The organism is Lentzea sp. NPDC058450 (assembly GCF_042721395.1).
Lineage (GTDB): Bacteria > Actinomycetota > Actinomycetes > Mycobacteriales > Pseudonocardiaceae > Lentzea.
Genome location: NZ_JBHXLO010000020.1, coordinates 81,972 through 100,300, shown reverse-complemented (window position 1 = coordinate 100,300; position 18,329 = coordinate 81,972). Strand labels below are relative to the sequence as shown.

19 protein-coding genes and 1 pseudogene are annotated in these 18,329 nt (G+C 69.7%); 9 read left to right on the top strand and 11 right to left on the bottom strand.

Annotated features, from left to right (window positions below; genetic code table 11):
- Positions 1-30: 30 nt before the first annotated feature.
- The 9 genes and pseudogenes from ACFWNN_RS28365 to uraH all read right to left on the bottom strand — a co-directional run.
- Positions 31-348: pseudogene (locus ACFWNN_RS28365) on the bottom strand (gamma-glutamylcyclotransferase); the annotation flags it as partial.
- Complete coding sequence (locus ACFWNN_RS28360) at positions 245-1,327, bottom strand: XdhC family protein (RefSeq protein WP_382442980.1); 1,083 nt, start codon at positions 1,325-1,327, stop codon at positions 245-247. The pseudogene ACFWNN_RS28365 and the gene ACFWNN_RS28360, both read right to left, overlap by 104 nt.
- A gap of 54 nt (positions 1,328-1,381) precedes the next feature.
- A complete protein-coding gene (locus ACFWNN_RS28355) occupies positions 1,382-2,788 on the bottom strand; it encodes an NCS2 family permease (RefSeq protein WP_382442979.1) in 1,407 nt (468 codons plus the stop codon).
- Between the two features lie 159 nt (positions 2,789-2,947).
- A complete protein-coding gene (locus ACFWNN_RS28350; RefSeq protein WP_382442978.1) occupies positions 2,948-3,409 on the bottom strand; it encodes a nucleoside deaminase in 462 nt (153 codons plus the stop codon).
- Between the two features lie 20 nt (positions 3,410-3,429).
- Positions 3,430-5,616, bottom strand: coding sequence for a molybdopterin cofactor-binding domain-containing protein (locus ACFWNN_RS28345; protein WP_382442977.1), 2,187 nt, complete (start codon positions 5,614-5,616; stop codon positions 3,430-3,432).
- Complete coding sequence (locus ACFWNN_RS28340) at positions 5,613-6,965, bottom strand: 8-oxoguanine deaminase (RefSeq protein ID WP_382442976.1); 1,353 nt, start codon at positions 6,963-6,965, stop codon at positions 5,613-5,615. The genes ACFWNN_RS28345 and ACFWNN_RS28340 overlap by 4 nt, the downstream gene beginning before the upstream one ends.
- A complete protein-coding gene (locus ACFWNN_RS28335; protein WP_382442975.1) occupies positions 6,962-7,423 on the bottom strand; it encodes a (2Fe-2S)-binding protein in 462 nt (153 codons plus the stop codon). Before ACFWNN_RS28335 ends, ACFWNN_RS28340 begins: the two co-directional genes overlap by 4 nt.
- Positions 7,414-8,274 carry an FAD binding domain-containing protein gene (locus ACFWNN_RS28330; RefSeq protein WP_382442974.1) on the bottom strand — a complete coding sequence of 287 codons (861 nt, stop codon included), beginning with the start codon at positions 8,272-8,274 and terminating at the stop codon, positions 7,414-7,416. The genes ACFWNN_RS28335 and ACFWNN_RS28330 overlap by 10 nt, the downstream gene beginning before the upstream one ends.
- A gap of 2 nt (positions 8,275-8,276) precedes the next feature.
- Entirely contained in the window at positions 8,277-8,591 is a 315-nt protein-coding gene (gene uraH / locus ACFWNN_RS28325; RefSeq protein WP_382442973.1) for a hydroxyisourate hydrolase, read from the bottom strand.
- Positions 8,592-8,719: 128 nt separating this feature from the next.
- On the opposite strand from uraH, the gene ACFWNN_RS28320 reads away from it, so the two are divergent.
- From ACFWNN_RS28320 to ACFWNN_RS28280, 9 genes are all read left to right on the top strand, one after another.
- Positions 8,720-10,159 (top strand): PucR family transcriptional regulator, encoded by a 1,440-nt coding sequence (locus ACFWNN_RS28320; RefSeq protein WP_382442972.1) that lies wholly within the window; start codon positions 8,720-8,722, stop codon positions 10,157-10,159.
- Positions 10,160-10,246: 87 nt separating this feature from the next.
- Positions 10,247-10,570: a hypothetical protein gene (locus tag ACFWNN_RS28315; RefSeq protein ID WP_382442971.1), complete on the top strand. Its 324-nt coding sequence runs from the start codon at positions 10,247-10,249 to the stop codon at positions 10,568-10,570.
- Positions 10,571-10,619: 49 nt separating this feature from the next.
- Positions 10,620-11,336 carry a hypothetical protein gene (locus ACFWNN_RS28310; RefSeq protein WP_382442970.1) on the top strand — a complete coding sequence of 239 codons (717 nt, stop codon included), beginning with the start codon at positions 10,620-10,622 and terminating at the stop codon, positions 11,334-11,336.
- 116 nt (positions 11,337-11,452) lie between these two features.
- Complete coding sequence (locus ACFWNN_RS28305) at positions 11,453-12,292, top strand: Scr1 family TA system antitoxin-like transcriptional regulator (protein ID WP_382442969.1); 840 nt, start codon at positions 11,453-11,455, stop codon at positions 12,290-12,292.
- Positions 12,293-12,422: 130 nt separating this feature from the next.
- Entirely contained in the window at positions 12,423-13,322 is a 900-nt protein-coding gene (locus ACFWNN_RS28300; protein WP_382442968.1) for a superoxide dismutase, read from the top strand.
- A 225-nt stretch (positions 13,323-13,547) separates the two neighbouring features.
- A complete protein-coding gene (locus tag ACFWNN_RS28295) occupies positions 13,548-15,911 on the top strand; it encodes a nitrate- and nitrite sensing domain-containing protein (protein WP_382442967.1) in 2,364 nt (787 codons plus the stop codon).
- The gene (locus ACFWNN_RS28290) at positions 15,908-16,339 is read left to right on the top strand and encodes a roadblock/LC7 domain-containing protein (RefSeq protein ID WP_382442966.1); all 432 of its coding nucleotides are present in this window, start codon (positions 15,908-15,910) and stop codon (positions 16,337-16,339) included. Before ACFWNN_RS28295 ends, ACFWNN_RS28290 begins: the two co-directional genes overlap by 4 nt.
- Positions 16,339-16,704 carry a DUF742 domain-containing protein gene (locus tag ACFWNN_RS28285; protein ID WP_382442965.1) on the top strand — a complete coding sequence of 122 codons (366 nt, stop codon included), beginning with the start codon at positions 16,339-16,341 and terminating at the stop codon, positions 16,702-16,704. Before ACFWNN_RS28290 ends, ACFWNN_RS28285 begins: the two co-directional genes overlap by 1 nt.
- On the top strand, positions 16,685-17,266 hold the full coding sequence (locus ACFWNN_RS28280) for an ATP/GTP-binding protein (protein WP_382442964.1): 582 nt from the start codon (positions 16,685-16,687) through the stop codon (positions 17,264-17,266). The genes ACFWNN_RS28285 and ACFWNN_RS28280 overlap by 20 nt, the downstream gene beginning before the upstream one ends.
- Here the strand turns inward: ACFWNN_RS28280 and ACFWNN_RS28275 are convergent.
- Together ACFWNN_RS28275 and ACFWNN_RS28270 are read right to left on the bottom strand one after the other, a co-directional pair.
- Positions 17,263-17,625, bottom strand: coding sequence for a hypothetical protein (locus ACFWNN_RS28275; protein WP_382442963.1), 363 nt, complete (start codon positions 17,623-17,625; stop codon positions 17,263-17,265). The two genes, ACFWNN_RS28280 and ACFWNN_RS28275, sit on opposite strands and share 4 nt — an antisense overlap.
- Positions 17,622-18,329: a class I SAM-dependent methyltransferase gene (locus tag ACFWNN_RS28270; protein ID WP_382442962.1), complete on the bottom strand. Its 708-nt coding sequence runs from the start codon at positions 18,327-18,329 to the stop codon at positions 17,622-17,624. The genes ACFWNN_RS28275 and ACFWNN_RS28270 overlap by 4 nt, the downstream gene beginning before the upstream one ends.

Genomic DNA, 18,329 nt, shown 5'->3' with positions numbered 1-18,329 from the left:
GCCGGCGGCATCCCCCCGGTGCCGCTTCCCTCACCCCTCGCGATGTAGGAACTCGCGCCAGTCACCCAGATACGAGATGTCTCGGATGTCACCTGATTGGAGTAGTGGGTCCACCAGGCCGTCGCGCAGGACGGTGGCGAGGGCGGCGCTGCCGTCCTCCAGTTCGATGACGCCGATCTCCAGTTCGGCGGGCTCCGCGGGGACCAGGTGGTCCCGCAGGATCTTCAGCGGCAGGTCGTAGAGCTCACCGACCACCGAGGCCGAGCCCGACTCGTGCATCGCGGGGAACTTCCCCCGCACCGAGAAGTAGCGGTACTTGGCCGCACTGCGCGCCCGGCACACCATCGGGGTGCCCTGGAGCTGCGAGTGCAGCGGTCCGTCCTTCATGCCGCCGCCGTTGAGGAAGATCAGTGCCATGACTCTCCAGGGTTCGGTGGATGGGGGTGGACAGCGCGGTCAGCGGCAGGCCCGTGCCGCCGTGCCGGACGGCCACGAGTTCGGCGGCGATCGACACCGCCGTCTCGGCGGGGCTGCGGCCGCCGAGGTCGAGGCCGATGGGGGAACGCAGACGGGCCAGGGAGGTGTCGGGAACACCCTCGGCGCGCAGCCGGGCCAGCCGCTCGGCGTGGGTGCGGCGGGAGCCGAGGGCGCCGACGAAGGCCAACGGGCGCGCGAGTGCCTCCACCAGGACCGGGATGTCGAACTTCGGGTCGTGGGTCAGGACCACGACGGCGGTGGAGGAGTCGGTGTGGGTGGAGGCGAGGTAGCGGTGGGGCCAGTCGACGACGACTGAGTGGGCCGCGGGGAAACGGGCCGCGGTGGCGAACACGGGCCGTGCGTCGCACACGGTCACGTGGTAGCCGAGGAAGCGGCCGATCTCGGCCACGGCGGCGGCGTGGTCGATGGCGCCGAACACCAGCAGCCGCGGCGGGGGCAGCCACGACTCGGTGAACACCCGGCCCTCGGCCTCGAACCGCACGGAGAGCGGAACACCCGCGACCGACGCCGACAGAGCCGCACGCAACGAAGGAGTGTCGCGTTGCACGAGCACGTCGAGCGAACCGCCGCAGGTCAGGCCGACGGCGAACGCCGTGTCGTCGGAGTAGCCGAACGAAGCCAGAACGGACTCGGACGTCTCCAGCACCTGGCACGCCAGGTCAAGGACCTCGGCCTCCACGCAGCCGCCGGACACGCTGCCGATCACCTCGCCGGACGGTCCGACGGCCATCGCCGCGCCGACCGGCCGGGGCGCGCTGCCCCGCACGGCGACGACCGACGCGACCGCGAACCGGTCCCACGACAGCAAGGTCGGTGCCAGATCACGCATCGAAGTCCTCCCAAGAAGGCTCGGCCGGGTGGCCGCCCGGCCGAGCCCCGGCGGTCACTTGCCGCTGATCAGGTCCACCGCGAAGTACACGGCGAACATCAGCGCCAGGCCGGTCATCAGCCAGCCGGGCCAGCGGCCCTTGCAGATGCGCAGCACGACGAACGACACGAGGCCGGCGCCGATGCCGTTGGTGATCGAGTAGGTGAACGGGATGATGGCGATGGTCAGGAAGACGGGGATCGTGTAATCCGTTTCCTGCCAGGGAATTCGGCGGATCTGGGTCATCATCAGGCCGCCGATCACCACCAGTGCGGGCGCTGCCGCCTGGGCGGGCACGACCGTCGCGAGCGGCGTGAAGAGCAACGCCACCAGGAAGAGCCCGCCGGTCACCACCGAGGCCAGGCCGGTGCGGGCGCCTTCGCCAACCCCCGCGGCCGACTCCAGGAACACGGTGTTCGGGGCGGACCCCGTGACGCCACCGGCGATCGCGCCGGCGCCGTCGACCATGAGGATCTTGCCCATCCCCTCGACCTTGCCGTCCTTGCGCAGCCCCGCCTCCTCGGCGACGGACGTGATCGTGCCCATCGCGTCGAAGAACCCGGACAGCACCAGCGTGAACAGGAAGATCGTCGCCGCGATCACGCCCGCCGACACGAAGCCGCCGAACAGGTCCACGCGCCCGAACAACCCGAAGTCCGGCGAGCTCACCACCGAGTCGGGCAACGAGGGCGTGACGAGCCCCCAGCCCTGGACGTCGAACGCCGCGTTCACACCGATCGCGACGAGCGTCGCCACCACGATGCTGATCAGCACGGCACCGGGTACGCCCCGCGCCATCAGCACGATCATCAGCAGCAGCCCGAGGCAGAAGATCGCGATCGGCCAGCCGCTCAGGTGGCCGTCGATCCCCATCCGCACCGGCACCGTCGAGTGCGCGGCGTCGGGCGTGCGGGTCACGAAACCGGCGGACACCAGTCCCACCAAGGCGATGTAGAGACCGATGCCGACGGTGATCGCGATCTTCAACGGCTCCGGGATCGCGTTGATGATCCGCTCACGGACCCCGGAGACGGCCATGATCACGATGCAGATGCCTTCCAGCACCACGAGACCGAAGGCCTGCGCCCACGTCATCTCCGGTGCCATCTGGAAGGCCACCACGCCGTTGACGCCGAGCCCGGCGGCGATGGCGAGCGGTGCGTTGCCGACGAGTCCCATGAGGACGGTCATCACGCCGGCGGCCAGTGCCGTGGCGGTGGTGATCTCGGCGATGGTGAGCTTGGCGCCGGTGATGTCCGCGGACGCGCCGAGGATCAACGGGTTCAGCAGCACGATGTACGACATCGCGACGAACGTCGTGATGCCACCGCGCACTTCACGGCCTAACGAACTGCCGCGTTCGGTGATGCGGAAGAACTGATCGAGGGCCGACGCCGATTGTCGGCTCCGCAACTGGGTCATGGAGGACGGCCTTTCCCATGCCGGTGGGCGCGTTCCAACGCCGGAACGCGATTGAAGACAGCTCCGGTCAGCAGTCAGGCTCGTGGCCCTTTGACGCGCGGCCAGCGCTCCTCTGGGAGCAAGCCGCCGATGTACTAGTTACTCGTGAACAAACACGGCCTAGTAATCGATTCGAGTTGCGAGTGACGTCCACGCGGTAAACGGGGCGTTGTCCTCGCCTGTGGAGACCTGAAGTACCGGGAGTTCCCAGTCGTCACGCGACTTGCTGAACAGCTCGTAGAACTCCCGGTCGTCGAAACCCGCGGCCGCCGCGTCGTGGCGGTCGGCGGCGTAGATCACCTTGTCCACCCGCGCCCAGAGCGCGGCGGACAGGCACAGGGGACACGGCTCGCACGACGAGATCAGCGTGCAGCCGGTCAGACGAAAATCACCGAGGACCTGGCAGGCCGCGCGGATCGCGACGACCTCGGCGTGCGCGGTGGGGTCCAGCGTTGGCGTCACCTGGTTCACGCCGGTGGCGATCACCTCGCCGTCGCGGACGATCATCGCGCCGAACGGGCCTCCACCGGAGGCCACGTTCTGGGTCGCGAGGTCGATGGTGGCGAGCAGATGTGCGTTCACAGCAACAAACTCCAAGAAACTCAGGTACCTGTGAGGTGTTCCGGGCGGACCGGGACGCGGGTGAGCGCCAGGCCGGTCGCCGCGCGGATCGCCGCCACGATCGCCGGGGTCGACGAGATGGTGGGCGGTTCGCCGACGCCGCGGATGCCGTACGGCGCGTGGGGGTCGGCGAGTTCGAGCACGTCGATGCTCATCGGGGGCATGTCGAGCACGGTCGGGATGAGGTAGTCGGTGAACGACGGGTTGCGCACCTTGCCGCCGGAGGTCTGGATCTCCTCCATCACCGCGAGGCCGAGGCCCTGGGCGGACCCGCCCTGGATCTGGCCCACCACGGCCTGCGGGTTCAGCGCCCGGCCGACGTCCTGCGCGCAGTCCAGCGACACCACGCGCACCAGGCCGAGGTCGACGTCCACGTCCACCACCGCGCGGTGGGCGGCGAACCCGTACTGGACGTGCGCGTTGCCCTGGCCCGTCTCGGGATCCAGCGCCTCGGTCGCGCGGTGCCGCCACTCGGTGGTCTCGTCGATGATCTCGTCACCGATGTCCACCCGACCGTCCAAACGCGACTTGACCAGCGCGCAGGCGGCCTTCACGGCACCACCGGTCACGTACGTCTGGCGCGACGCCGACGTCGAGCCGCCGTTGCCGATCGTGGTGTCCATCGGCAGCACGGTCACGCGCTCGATGCCGAGCTCGGTCCGCACGATCTGCTGCATGATCGTCACCAGGCCCTGGCCGACCTCGCACGCGGCGGTGTGCACCGCGGCGGCCAACTCCCCGTTGACCATCGAGACGCGCACACGAGCGGTCGAGTAGTCGTCGTAGCCCTCGGAGAAGCAGATGTTCTTGATGCCGACGGCGTACCCGACCCCACGCACGACACCCTCGCCGTGCGTGGTGTTCGAGACGCCACCGGGCAGTTCGCGGATGTCCGACGACGTGCCGGCGGGCAACGGCTTGTCCTGCACCAGCTTCAGCAGCTGCGCGACGGGCGCGGCCGAGTCGACCACCTGCCCGGTCGGCATCACGGACCCCTCGGTCATCGCGTTGCGCACCCGCACGTCGACCGGCGACATGCCCAGCGCCTCGGCCAGCTTGTCCATCTGGGACTCGTAGGCGAAACCCGCCTGCACAGCACCGAATCCGCGCATGGCACCGCACGGCGGATTGTTCGTGTAGACGCCGTAACAGTCCACCGTCACGTTGTCGACCTCGTACGGACCAACGCCGAGAGTGGCCGCGTTCGCCACGACAGCGGGCGTAGAAGACGCATAAGCGCCGCCGTCCAGGTACATCCGAGTCCGGACGTAGACGAGCTTGCCCGTGTGGTCGGCGCCGTGCTCGTAGTACAGCACGGCCGGGTGCCGGTGCACGTGCCCGTAGAACGACTCCTCGCGGTTGTAGACCATCTTCACGGGCTTGCCGGTGTGCAGGGCCAGCAGGCACGCGTGCACCTGCATCGACAGGTCCTCACGGCCGCCGAACGCGCCACCGACACCGGACAACGTCAGCCGCACCTGCTCCTGCGGCAACCCCAGGGCCGCCGCGATCTGGTCGCGGTCCACGTGCAGCCACTGCGTCGCGATGTACAGGTCGACCGACCCGTCGGTCGCCGGCACCGCGAGCCCGGACTCGGGCCCGAGGAACGCCTGGTCCTGCATGCCGACCTCGTACCGCCCGGTCACCACGACGTCGGCGGTGACGTCCTGCGAACCGCGCCGGATCGGCACGTGCCGCACCAGGTTGCCGCCGGGGTGCAACGGCGTGTCGTCGGCCGCGGTCTCCATGTCCACCACGGGTTCCAGCACGTCGTAGGTCACGACGATCTTCTTCATCGCCCGCAGCGCGGTCTCCGGGTGGTCGGCGCCGACGAGCGCGATCGGCTCGCCCTGGTAGCGCACGACGTCCACGGCGAGCACCGGCTGGTCCTTGTGCTCCAGCCCGTACAGGTTGCGCCCGGGCACGTCGGAGTGCGTCAGCACCGCGTACACGCCCGGCACCTTCAACGCCTCGGTGATGTCCACCGACGTGATCCGGGCGTACGGGTGCGGCGAGCGCAGCGTCGAGCCCCAGATCATGTCCTCGTGCCACAGGTCGGACGCGTAGGCGAACTCGCCGCGCACCTTGAGGTTGCCGTCCGGGCGTTGCGGTGACGTCCCGATGCCACCCGACACCGCGGAGGTGAGTTCGGCGGGAGTGAGGGTCATCGCGCTGCCTCCTGAAGCTTCACGCTGGCCGCGGTGAGGTCACGCGCCAGGTCGTCGGTCGACGCCGTGAGCAGGACGCCGTCCCGCACCACGACCTCTCCGCCCACGATCAACAGTTTCAACGGCGGCGGCGTGCCGAGCACCAGCGCCGCCACCGGGTCCGCGATTCCCGCGTAGTCCAGACCGGACAGGTCCCACACGGCGAGGTCGGCGACCTTGCCGGGCTCGATCGACCCCAGCGCGTCGGCGCGGCCCAGCACCTGCGCGCCGCCCATCGTGCCCATCCACAACGCCTTGCGGGCGTCCAGCGCACCCGGCCCGCCACGCTGACGTGCCTGGTACAGGGCCGATCGCAGCTCGGTGACCAGCCCACCGTCCTCATTGGACGCCGCCCCGTCGACACCCAGACCGACCGGCGCACCCGCGTCCAGCAGGTCGCGGACGGGCGCGATACCGGTGCCCAGTCGCCCGTTGGACGTCGGGCAGTGCGCGGACCCGGTCCGGGTCGCCCCGAGCCGCTTCACCGCGTCGCCGTTGAGGTGCACGGTGTGCGCGAGCCACACGTCCGGCCCGAGCCAGCCGAGCTGCTCGGCGTACTCGGTCGGCGTGCAGCCGTTCTCCGCCTGGCACTGCTCTTCCTCGTCCAGCGTCTCGGCGAGGTGGGTGTGCAGCCGCACGTCGTGCCGTCGGGCCAACGCGGCCGCGCCGGTCATCAGCTCGCGCGACACCGAGAACGGCGAGCACGGGCCGACGGCGACGCGCACCAGGGCGTCCGCGGCGGTCGAGTGGTAGTCGCCGATGGCCTGCTCGGTCGCGATCAACGCGGCCTCGGTGTCCTCGACCAGGTTGTCCGGCGGCAGCCCGCCGTGCGACTGGCCGCGGTCCATCGACCCCCGGATCGCCTCCAGTCGGATGCCGATCCGGCGCCCGGCCGACACCAGCGCGTCGAACACGTCACCGCCACCGGACGGGAACACGTAGTGGTGGTCGGCGGCCAGCGTGCAGCCCGTCAGCGCGAGCTTCGCGAGGCCCGCCGACGCCGCCGCGTGCGTCACGGTGTCGTCCAGGCCGCGCCACACCGGGTACAGCGTGGTCAGCCACTCGAACAGGGTGGCGTCGGTCGCGAGCCCGCGCGTCGCCCACTGGTAGAGGTGGTGGTGGGTGTTGATCAGGCCGGGCGTGACCAGGCACGACGACGCGTCGACGTACGTGTGCGACTCGTACGGGCGGGGCGCGGGACCCGAGCCGACGGACCGGATCCGGCCGCCGTCGATCACGACGTGCCCGGACGCGTGCTCGGTCCCGGCCTCGTCCACAGTGGACACCGCGCAGCGGTCGAGGACGATCATCGGCGGGACGCCGCCAGTCGCACGGCGTCCAGGATCTTCTCGTACCCCGTGCAGCGGCACAGGTTCCCGGCGAGCGCCTCGCGGATCTCCGGGTCGGACGGGTTCGGCACGCGGTCCAGCAGGTCGTGCGCCTGCACCACGAGACCGGGCGTGCAGAAGCCGCACTGCACCGCGCCCGCCTCGACGAACGCCTCCTGCACCGGGTCGAGCTGATCCCCGTCCGCGAGCCCCTCGACCGTCTTCACCTCGCGGTCCTGCGCCTGACCTGCGGCGACCAGGCACGCACACACCGGCACGTTGTCGAGGTACACCGTGCACGACCCGCATTCGCCCTGCTCGCAGGCGTTCTTCGAGCCGGGCAGGCCGAGGCGTTCGCGCAGCATGAAGAGCAGCGACTCGCCTTCCCAGACGTCGTCGGCCTGGCGCTGCTCGCCGTTGACCGTCACGTTCACGCGCATGCCTTGTCCCCGTCCAAGAGTTCCTGCCAGGCCCAGCCCAGCGTCCTGCGTGCCATCACGGCCAGTGCGTGCTTGCGGTAAGCCGCCGACCCGCGCACGTCGTCGATCGGCGACGCGGCCTGCGACACCAGCTCGCCGAACTCGCGCTTCACCGAGTCCAGCAACGGCTTCGGGTTCTGGAAGTCCAGCGCCGAGGCCAGGAACTGCTCGGCGTCGACCGCGTGCCGGGGCGTCGGAGCGGCCGACCCCACCGCCGCGCCGACCCGGTTCTCCCGCGGGAACAGCGAGATCCCGAACGAGCACACCGCGATCACCATGGCGTTGCGCGTGCCCACCTTGGAGAACTGCTGCGGGCCCGGAGCGGGCTCGAGGTGCACGGCCGTGATCAGCTCGTCGGCTTCCAGGGCGTTGCGCTTCACGCCCAGGTAGAACTCGGCGGCGGGGATCATCCGGGTGCCGCGCACCGACGCCACCTCGATCACCGCGCCGGACGCCAGCAGCACGGGGTGCGTGTCCCCGGCGGGCGAGGCCGCGCCCAGGTTGCCGCCCACGGTCCCGCGGTTGCGGATCTGCGGCGAACCGACCGTGCGCGCGGCCATCGCGAGGCCGGGCAACTGCGCGCCCAACTCGTCGATGATCCGCACGTACGGCACCCCGGCGCCGACCCGCAGGCCCTCGGACCACTGCTGGAGCTCCGCGATCCTGGTCAGGTCGAGCAGCGCGGACGGCCTGCGGTGGTCGTAGTTCATCTCCACCATGACGTCCGTGCCGCCGGCGATCGGCACGGCATCAGGGCGCTGGGCCTTGAGCTCCAACGCCTCCGCGAGCGTTTCCGGTCGAAGGAAGTCCATCGTCAGCTACCTCGGTAGGTGGAGTAGGCGAACGGCGACAGCAGCAACGGCACGTGGTAGTGCTGCGCCGGATCGGAGTAGTCGAAGGTGAGCACGACCTCGGGGAAGAACGGCGCCGCTTCGGCCGTGTCGAACACCAGCCGGTAGACCCCGGCCGGAAGACCTTCACCCCATCCGGTGATCCGGCCATCGGTGTTCGTCTCGGCGTTCGCCACCTCGGTCCCGTCGCGCCGTTGCAGCGACACGGCGATGCCGGCGAACGGCCTGCCGCGGGCCGCGTCCAGCACGTGCGTGGAGATCGTCACTCGCCCTCCCATCTGGTTGTGAGCCAGTACACAGAGCGCATGTGTCCCTGAGCTACGGCCGCATTACATGAATCGTCAGGCTCCTACAGCCCGTGAATTTGTGCTTTCCTACAAACACGAATGGACGAAAGTGACGTGTCATGTTGCTGCTGCGGACGTTGCTGCAGATGCCGGAGCTGCGGCTGAGCCTGCACACCGGTGAGGACCAGCTCGACCGCACGGTCACCCGCGTGTACGGAACGGAGCTGCCCGACCCCAGCCGGTACCTGTCCGGCGGGGAGCTGGTGCTCTCCGGCCTGCTCTGGCACCACGGCCCCGGCGACTCCGAGACGTTCGTCCGTTCGCTCGCCTCCGCCCGCGTGGCCGGGCTCGCCGCGTCCGACACCGGCCACAAGGACCTCCCCGACGACCTGGTCGACGCCTGCGAACGCCACCACGTGCCGTTGCTCGAGGTGCCCGTCGACCTCTCGTTCGCGACCATCACCGAACGCGTGTCGATGGAACTGGTCGGGCTCTCGCGGCACCGCAGACTGCTGAACGTCGTCGCGGAGGGCTCCGGCCTGCCCGCGTTGCTGCTCGCCGGCGGCCACGAGCTGAACGCGCCGTGCTGGGTGCTCTCCACGACCGGCCGGGTGGTCGGCGGCGGCGAGCTGCCGGACCGCGTCGCGCTGGTGAAGGAGTTCCTGCAGGCCGACCGGCTGCCGAAGACGGTCCGCGGCATGACCCTGGTGCCCGTCTCCGAACGCGGCGGCAACCGCCTGACCAGCTGGATCCTCGTCGTGGGCGGGTCGGTGCAGCCCGAGGCGGCGGCGGAGCTCGCGTCGCTGGTGGGCCTGGAACGGTTGCGCGAGGCGCAGGGACGGCAGATCGAGAACCGCACAGCCGCGCCGCTGGTCGCCGCCGTGCTGAGCGGGTCGGCGGACGTCGAGTCGCGGCTGGCGGCGGCCGGGCTGGAACGCGCGCGGCTGCGGGTGATCAGCGCGGTCACCTCCGACCAGCGTTCCGAACTCGCGGCCGCCGTGCTGGAGGAGACGCTGCCGCAGGCACTCGTCACCCCCGTCGGCGACACGGTCTACGCGGTGGCGAAGGCGGCCGACGCGGTGCCCGACGACGTGCGCGACGCGATGCGCGTGATGGAACCGGGCCTCGGCTCGTCGCGCGTGCTCGTCGGCATCAGCTCACCGGTCACCTCGCGCGGACTGCGTGGCGCTGCGGAGGAGGCCACGCACGCGCGTCGGCTGGGAGAGCGCCGTGGCGGTCGCACGTGCGTGGTGGCGGGCGAGGAGATCGCCCTGCACCAGCTGCTGCTCGCGGGCGTGCCGGAGGAGTTGCGCACGTCGTTGCGCCGCCGCCTGCTCGGCCCGGTGCTGGACTACGACGCCGAGCACGGATCGGACCTGGTCGGCACGCTGAAGGTGTTCCTCGACTGCTCTGGTTCGTGGACGGCGGCGGCCGCGCGGCTGCACGTGCACGTCAACACGCTGCGGTACCGGGTGGGCCGGGTCGAGGAGCTGCTGGGCGTCGACCTCGCGGAGTTCGAGGCGAGAGTTGACCTCTTCCTCGCCCTTCAGGCGGGCTGAAGGGCGTCCGTTGTCAGTCTGATGGCTGATGCCGCCAGAGCCTTCAGGCTGATGCTTCGTCGCAGGGGTTGTTCCTACAGTTCGGTCATGAAGACAGCCGCCTTACTCGTGGGCCTGCTGCTGGCCGGAAGCGCCGGCTGTGCGGCAGCGCCCAGCATTCGCGTTGTGGTGGAGGGAACGGGCACGACCGACCGGCTCAGCTACACGTTCCCCGGCGAGGAGGAACGCACCCTGCGCAACCCCGACATGCCGTTCGAACGGCGGGGCAAGCGCAAGGGCCGGGTCGTGATCCGGCTGGAGGGCGTGCGCGGCGAGCTCACCTGCAAGATCATCGTCAACGGCCGCCAGGTGCGGTCCTCGACCTCGCGGACCGGCGCCGCGCTCACGTGCGATCACTCTATGGCCGTCTGATGAAAGCCGGGGAAAGACCGTAACTTCAGGTGTTCGGGGAGGTACGGGGATGAGCGACGTGCTGGCCGTGCAGGCCACAGGTTCGATCAGAGCAGGCAACGACGTGCCGCCGCGCTTCCGGCCACCGGCGCCGCCACGGCATTTCGTCGGCAGGGACGCGGAGCTCGCGTCGATCCGGCCGGGCGTGACGGTGCTGCACGGCGACGCCGGGGCGGGCAAGACGGCGCTGGCGCTGAAGTGGTTGCGGGACAGGGGATCCGGCAGCCGGCTGTACGTGGACCTGGCGGCGCACGACGTGGGCCGCGTGCTGCGGGCGTTCGGGCTGCCGACCGACGACCCCGCCGTGTTCCGCGCCCTGGTGGCGCGCAGGCAGTTCACCCTGTTGCTGGACAACGCGGACTCGGCCGAGCAGGTGACGCCGCTGCTGCCCGCGTCCGGCACGGTGCTGGTGACGAGCCGCGTGCCGCTGGGGCTGGGGCAGGAGATCCGCGTCGGGCCGCTCACCGACGACGGACGGCTCGGGCCGTTGCTCGATCGGTCCTATGTGGAGCTTCCGGAACGGCAGGCGCGGCTCTACCGGTTGTGCGCGTGGGCGCCGGACGCGTTCGGTGTGCCGGTGGCGGCGGCGATCGCGGGCGAGCCCGAGTGCGACGTCGAGGACGCGCTGGACGACCTGGTCGAGAAGGCGTTGCTGACCGAGGTGGGCGACGACGCGTTCCGGTTCCACGACCTCGTGCGTGCCCATGCGCGCGCAATAGCTGAATAGGCCGTGCGAGCGTTTAACGGCACACGGTCAGTTCTAACGAACTTCCTTGGCGCTAAAGGGTTATCCACAGCGACCCGTCCCTTTCGGGAATCCGAATTGGTCATATCCTTCGCGTCATGCCGAAGGATTTCCGGGCCACGACACTCGAACGCGCCATCGGGCGGCAGCTGGCCGGGTGGCGCGCGGAGCGCGAGCTGAGCCTCACCGAGGCGGGCCAGCGGGTGGGCTTCAGCAGCGCGAAGCTGTCGATGATGGAGAACGCGGTGCAGCCGTCGGCGGCGGTGGACATCATGGCGCTCGGGTACGTCTACAAGGTGCCGGTGCCGGAGTGGCAGTCGGTGGTGTTGCGGGCGCAGTTCGCTGAACAGGCGCGGGCGCGTTCTCTTGGTGCCGTGCGGTTCGAGCCGGCGGCGGATTTCGCGAACCTGGTGTTCGAGGCGACGTCGTTCTCGGCGTTCACGCTGGATCTGGTGCCGGCGGTGTTCCAGTTGCCGGGGTACGCGAACGCGGTGTTGCAGGGTGACGACCCGGTGCGGACGGCGCGGCTCGCGATGGTGCGGGAGGCGTGGGCGACGCGGCTGGGGGATCCGGATCCGTTGGTGGTGCGGGTGGTGTTCCCGGAGGCGGTGCTGCGGCAGGTGATCGGCGGGCCGCGAGTGATGAAGGCGCAGCTGCTGCACCTGATGGAGGTGTCGGAGCGGGAGACGGTGAGCGTGCGGGTGGTGCCGCGGGGTGCGGGGGCGTATCCGGCGATGGGGTCGCCGTTCACGTTGCTGGGGTTCCCGCACCGGCAGCACAACGACGTGGTGTACCTGGAGACGTTCCTGAAGGGGGAGTACGTCGAGGAGTCCGGGTTGACGGCGGAGTGCGGGGCTCGGTTCGTGCGGTTGCGGGAGGTGGCGCTGGGGGAGGGGGAGTCGCTGGAACTCATCGCGGAGGCCGCGGCCGAACTCTGAGCGGCTGTTGACCTGGCAGGCCCACGTCGCTACCGCTGACCTGTGGAGATGTCGGATTCCTGAGAAAACTCCTGTTCGCCGCCGATCAGGAGAAGGATCTGGGGCGCACCCCAATCCGAGGAGGAGCGGCATGTACCGCAGATTCGGTGTCCTGCTCGCGGCGGTTCTGGGCGTCACGCTCACCGCTGCCGCGCCGGCCACCGCAGGCGCGTCCAAGCACTTTCCGACCGAGTTCTCCCTGCCCAACGGGTGGCAGCCCGAAGGCATCGCGATCAGCGGCACCACGGCCTACTTCGGGTCGCGGGCCGACGGGTCCATCTACGCGGCCGACCTCCGCACCGGCACGGGCAAGGTGCTGGCCAAGGGGCCCGGCACGCCGTCGCTCGGCATGAAGGTCGATGAGCGCAAACGGCTGTGGGTTGCCGGTGGCACCGGTGGCGACGCACGGGTCTACGACACGCGGTCGGGCAAGTTGCTGGCCACGTTCCAGTTCGCCACGGCCGACACGTTCGTCAACGACGTGGTGCTGACCGAGAAGTCGGCGTGGTTCACCGACTCGCGCAAGGCCGTGCTGTACGAGGTGCCGTTGAGCCTCAAGCCGCACCGGACGCTCGCGTTGACGGGCGATCTCGTGGTGACGCCGGGGGCGACCAACCTCAACGGCATCGTGACGGGTCTGGACGGCGGTTTGATCGTCGTGCAGAGCAACACCGGAAAGCTCTTCAGGATCGATCCTCGGAGCGGCAAATCCACCGAGATCAATTTGAGCGGTCAAGTACTCACCAATGGCGACGGTCTGTTGCGTGAGGGGCGGCAGTTGTACGTGGTGCAAAACCGCCTGAACAAAGTCGCGCGCTACACGCTCAGTCGTGACGGCGCGACGCTCGCGGCGGAACGGACGGACGCGCGGTTCGACGTGCCGACGACGGTCGCCGCGTTCGGCAAGCGCCTCTACCTGCCGAATGCCCGGTTCAGCACGCCTCCGACGCCGGAGACGACCTACACCGTCGTAGCGGTCGAGAGGCCGTAGAAGCGCAGCGACAGAACTAGCCCGTACGGGGGTTCTCACTAGGCAAGAACCCCCGTACCGGGTGTTGCTCCCATCACTCGACTGGGTAGCCTGCCAACCGCGTACTGCGTGTGATCGCTGTCATTGGGTAACGAAGATCCCTCGCCGTAACCTAATTACAGCCGAAGGAGTTACTTGAGTAACCCGCAGCGCTAGCCGTGGGCAACCGGAGACCGTGAGAGCGCTGTGAACGAGAAGAGCGGTTACACACCGACCAACTACCGGACCATTCGGTCCCGGCTGGCCGGTGTCGTGGTCGTTCCCAGCGTGGTGCTGCTGGTGATGTGGGCCGTTTTCTCCTCTTACACCCTTTTCGACGGTTTCTACATGCGGTCGGTCGCGGCCGGGGTCAAGGGCGCGGCGATCCCGTCCGTCGAGGCGCTCGCCGCGTTGCAGAAGGAACGCCAGCAGAGCCTCGAGGTCCTCAGCAACGCCCAGGGCGTCGACCGGGGCGGGCTCGGGCGCCAGCACGCCGTCACCGACGAGGCCGTGCGGAAGATGCGCGAGGCGTTCACCGAGCTCGCCGACAGCGCGCCGCAGGACACCACCGACCGCATCAACGCCCTCAACTCCGTGCTGGACGAGCTGCCGAAGCAACGCCAGGGCATCGCGTCCGGGTCGGCGAACCCGCAGGCGGTCTACGACTACTACAACAGCCTGCTCGACTCGGGCGTCGGGCTGCTGGCCCGGCAGGCACGCCTCGTGCCCGACTCGGAGGCGAGCCAGGCCAACGTCCAGGCCGTCACGATCTTCCAGGCGTCCGACTGGCTCTCCCGCGGCGCCACGATCGGCTCGCGCGGGTTGCTCAACGGCACGTTCACCCCGGCCGAACGGGTCGAGTTCTCCCGGCTGATCGGCGCCTACCACGGCAGCCTCGACGCCACGATCCCGTTCGCGCTGGAGCAGCCGCGCTCGCAGTACGACGCGTTGCGCGGCAGCACCGAGTACCGGACGTTGCTCGACCTCGAAGGCAAGATCGTCAACGGCGACCGGGGCGTCACCGACGAGCAGTGGCGCGGGGTGGCCGCGCCGGTGCACGACAACCTCGTCGGCCTCGCCGTCACGCAGGCCCGCAACGCCGCCGACCTCGGCCTCGACAAGGCCGACAGCCGGGTCGCCGCCGTGCTGATCGGCAGCCTGATCGCGTTGCTCGCGGTCGTCGTCGGCATCGTCCTGGCGTTGCGCATCTCGAACCGCCTGGTGTCGCGCGCCCTGGTGACGCGCCTGGCGTCGCTGCGAGAAGACACGCTGAGGCTCGCGCAGGAACGGCTGCCGCACATCGTCGCCCGGCTGCGCGGCGGCGAGCAGGTGGACGTGCACCGCGACATGCCGCCGCTCGACTACGGCAACGACGAGATCGGCCAGGTCGCCGACGCGTTCAACGCCGCCCAGTACACGGCTGTCGCGGCCGCGGTGAAGGAGACGCAGGCACGCGAGGGCGTGAACCGCGTCTTCCTCGACATCGCGCACCGCAACCAGGGCCTCGTGCACCGCCAGCTCAAGATCCTCGACAAGCTCGAACGCGAAGAGGAACACCCCGAGCAGCTCGACTCGCTCTTCCAGCTCGACCACCTGGCGACCCGCGCCCGCCGCAACGCGGAGAACCTGATCATCCTCGCGGGGGAGCAGCCGGGCAGGCAGTGGCGCAAGCCAGTGCGCCTGAGCGACGTGATCCGCTCGGCCGTGGCCGAGACCGAGCAGTACGTCCGGGTGAGGGTCAACCCGGTGCCCGACCGCGCGCTCGTGGGGGTGGCCGTCGCCGACACCATCCACCTGCTCGCGGAGCTCGTCGACAACGCGACGGCGTTCTCGTCGCCCCGCTCCGAGGTGGTCATCCACTCCAGCTCCGCGCCGCACGGGCTGGTCATCGAGATCGAGGACCACGGTCTCGGGCTGACCCAGGAGGAACGACTCCAGGCCAACGCCAAGCTCTCCAACCCGCCGGACTTCGAGACGATGGCGTTCCGGGGCGAGTCCCGCCTCGGCCTGTTCGTCGTCGCGAGGCTCGCCGCACGGCGGGGCATCAAGGTGGAGCTGCGCGACTCGCCGTACGGCGGCACGGTCGCGTTGTGCGTGCTGCCGCCGAACATCGTCGCCCCGCACAACAAGGCGGGCGACATCACCGAGACCACCCAGATGCCGGTGCGGTCGTTCCACGACCAGCACCACGGGCACGTCGAGGACCACCCGAGCCTTCCGGTGAAGGTGAATCCCGAAGTGCTGGAAGCCGTGAACGCGGGCCTGCACGCGCTCGTAGACCCTGACGTGAACACAATCGCGCCCACGGCCGTGTCAGAAGCATCGGTGGACGACAGGACCCCCGCGGCCCCTCCGGCCCAGGACGGGAAGGCACCCCTTCCCCGCAGGAAGAAGCGGCAGAGCCTCGCGCCGCAGCTCATGCAGTCCTCGGAGGAGCCGCCGCACGCCGAGCCGGTGACCGGCGAACGGTCGGCGGAGCGGACCCGGGACGGTTTCGCCGCGTTCCAGCGCGGTACCCGGGACGCTCGGCTGACCGACGACTGGAGATCAGAAGGAGCCCCCTCGTCATGAACAACGCAGCCCAGCACGGCGAACTGAACTGGTTGCTGGAGGACCTGATCCAGCGCGTGGTCGGAGCGCGCCACGCGGTCGTGCTGTCGGCGGACGGACTCCTGCTCGGCCGCTCGGCCGGGCTGTCCCGCGACGACTCGGAACACCTGTCCGCGATGGCGTCGGCGTTCCAGTCGCTCGCACGGGGGACCGGCCGCCATTTCGGTGGTGGCGCCGTTCGGCAGACCATCGTGGAGATGGAACACGCATACTTGTTCGTGACCGCCGCCGGCCACGGAGCCTGCCTGGCCGTGCTGGGTGAGGAGGACGCGGACATGGGCATGATCGCCTACGAGATGAACATGCTGGTCAAGCGCGTCGGCACGTACCTGTCGTCGGCCCCGCGCGCGGAGACCGCGACCGTGCCATCGGCGCGTGAGTCACGCTGATGACCGGGCGCGACGACTGGTGGTACGACGAGGCCGCGGGACCGTTGGTGCGGCCTTACGCGATGGTGCGCGGCCGCACTCGGCCGAATGCGCCTGACCTCCACCTCGTCACGCAGGTCCGCTCGTCCTCGTTTGCGTCCGACCAGACGTCGCTGACGGTCGAACATCGCGAGATCATGGCCCTGTGCGCACGCCCGCTCTCGGTCGCCGAGGTCGCCGCCTACCTCGACGTCCCGCTCGTCGTGGTGAAGGTCCTGCTGTCGGACCTCATCGAGCGCGGCGACGTGCTCGTGCAGACCTCCTCCCCCAAGATTCCCGACAGGAATCTCCTGCAGGCCGTACTGGATGGTGTTCGTGGGATCTGACGACCAGCTGACCGTGCCGACCGCGGTCAAGATCGTCATCGCGGGCGGGTTCGGCACCGGCAAGACCACCATGGTCGCGTCGGTGTCCGAGATCCCGCCGCTTCGTACCGAGGAACTGCTCACCGAGGCAGGCACGCACGTCGACGACCTCGCCGGCATCGAGGGCAAGGACACCACCACCGTCGCCCTGGACTTCGGGCGCATCACCATCAACACCAAGGTGGTGCTGTACCTGTTCGGCACGCCCGGCCAGAACCGGTTCTGGTTCATGTGGGACGAGCTGGCCACCGGCGCGATCGGCGCCGTGGTGCTCGTGGACACCCGCCGGCTGGACTCGTCGTTCCCGTCGATCGACTTCTTCGAGCACCGCGGGATCCCGTTCATCGTCGCGGTGAACTGCTTCGACGGGTCGCAGATGTACACGGTGGACGAGGTGCGGCACGCCCTGGACCTGGACGAGGCGATCCCGGTGATCCTGTGCGACGCGCGGGACCGCGAGTCGTCGAAGGCCGTCCTGGTGGGGCTGATCCAGCACTCGATGAACCGGCTGGCCGCCGTCTAGCGGTCGCTGACGTGGTGCGCGTCCGCCGGCCAGGTGCCCGTGCGGACGACGTGCTCGGCGATGGCCAGGGCTTGCGGCAGCGCAACGGTGTCCGCCTTCGGGTACTCGTCGTTCTGGCCGTTGGAGAGGACGAACCCGTCGCTCGCGCCTTCGGCGTCCGGAGTGGTCGCGTGCTCGCCCGCGTCGCCTTCGCCGTCGAGCAGCATCAGCATGGCGCGGTCGGTGTTCGTGACGAAGGCGAGCGACCGCCCGGACTCGCTGGTCAGCCACGTTTCGAGGTGCCCGGCGTCGATCCGCGTGCGCAGCAACGCCACGACGTCGGACACCGGGCTGCCGTCGTGCGTCCAGGGCTCGGTCATGCTGTCAGCACGAAGAACAGGAAGCTCGGGCTCCTCGTCAGCGCCGCGTACTCCTCGGGGAACTTCGCCGCGGCCTCGGGCAACGGCAGCGGTTCGGCGATCTCGGTGAGGGTGAACCCGGCCGCGGTGAACGCGTTCGTCATGGCGTGCAGCGGCCGGTTCCAGAACGACATCTCGACGGGTTCGCCGGTGTGGTCCCAGGTCTCGAGGTAGTTGTAGGTCTCGAAGTAGTTGGTCTTGAGGCCGTCCCTGCGGTGGATCATGTGCATGGCGAACGGGTGGTCGACCGAGATCAGCAGACGGCCGCCGGGCTTGACGACGCGGTGCAGCTCGGCCAGCGACGGGCCCCAGTCGCCGAGGTAGTGCAGCACCAGCGACACGACGACGTCGTCGAACTCCGCGTCCGCGTAGGGGAGTGGTTCGGCGATGTCGGCCACGCGCAGGTCGGCGTCCGGGACGCGGCGGCGGGCGAGGTCCAGCATTCCCCGGCTCCGGTCGAAACCGCTGACGTCCGCCCCCCTGGTCTTCAGCTCGACCAGCAACGGGCCGGCGCCGCAGCCGGCGTCGAGGATCCTGCGGCCCGTGACGTCACCGGCCAGGGCGAGCATCGCCGGGCGTTCGTAGTAGGCGTTGAAGATGTCGTCGTGGTTCGACCTGTCGTACCCGGCGGCGAGCTTGTCGTAGTCGTTGAGGACCCCAGTCAT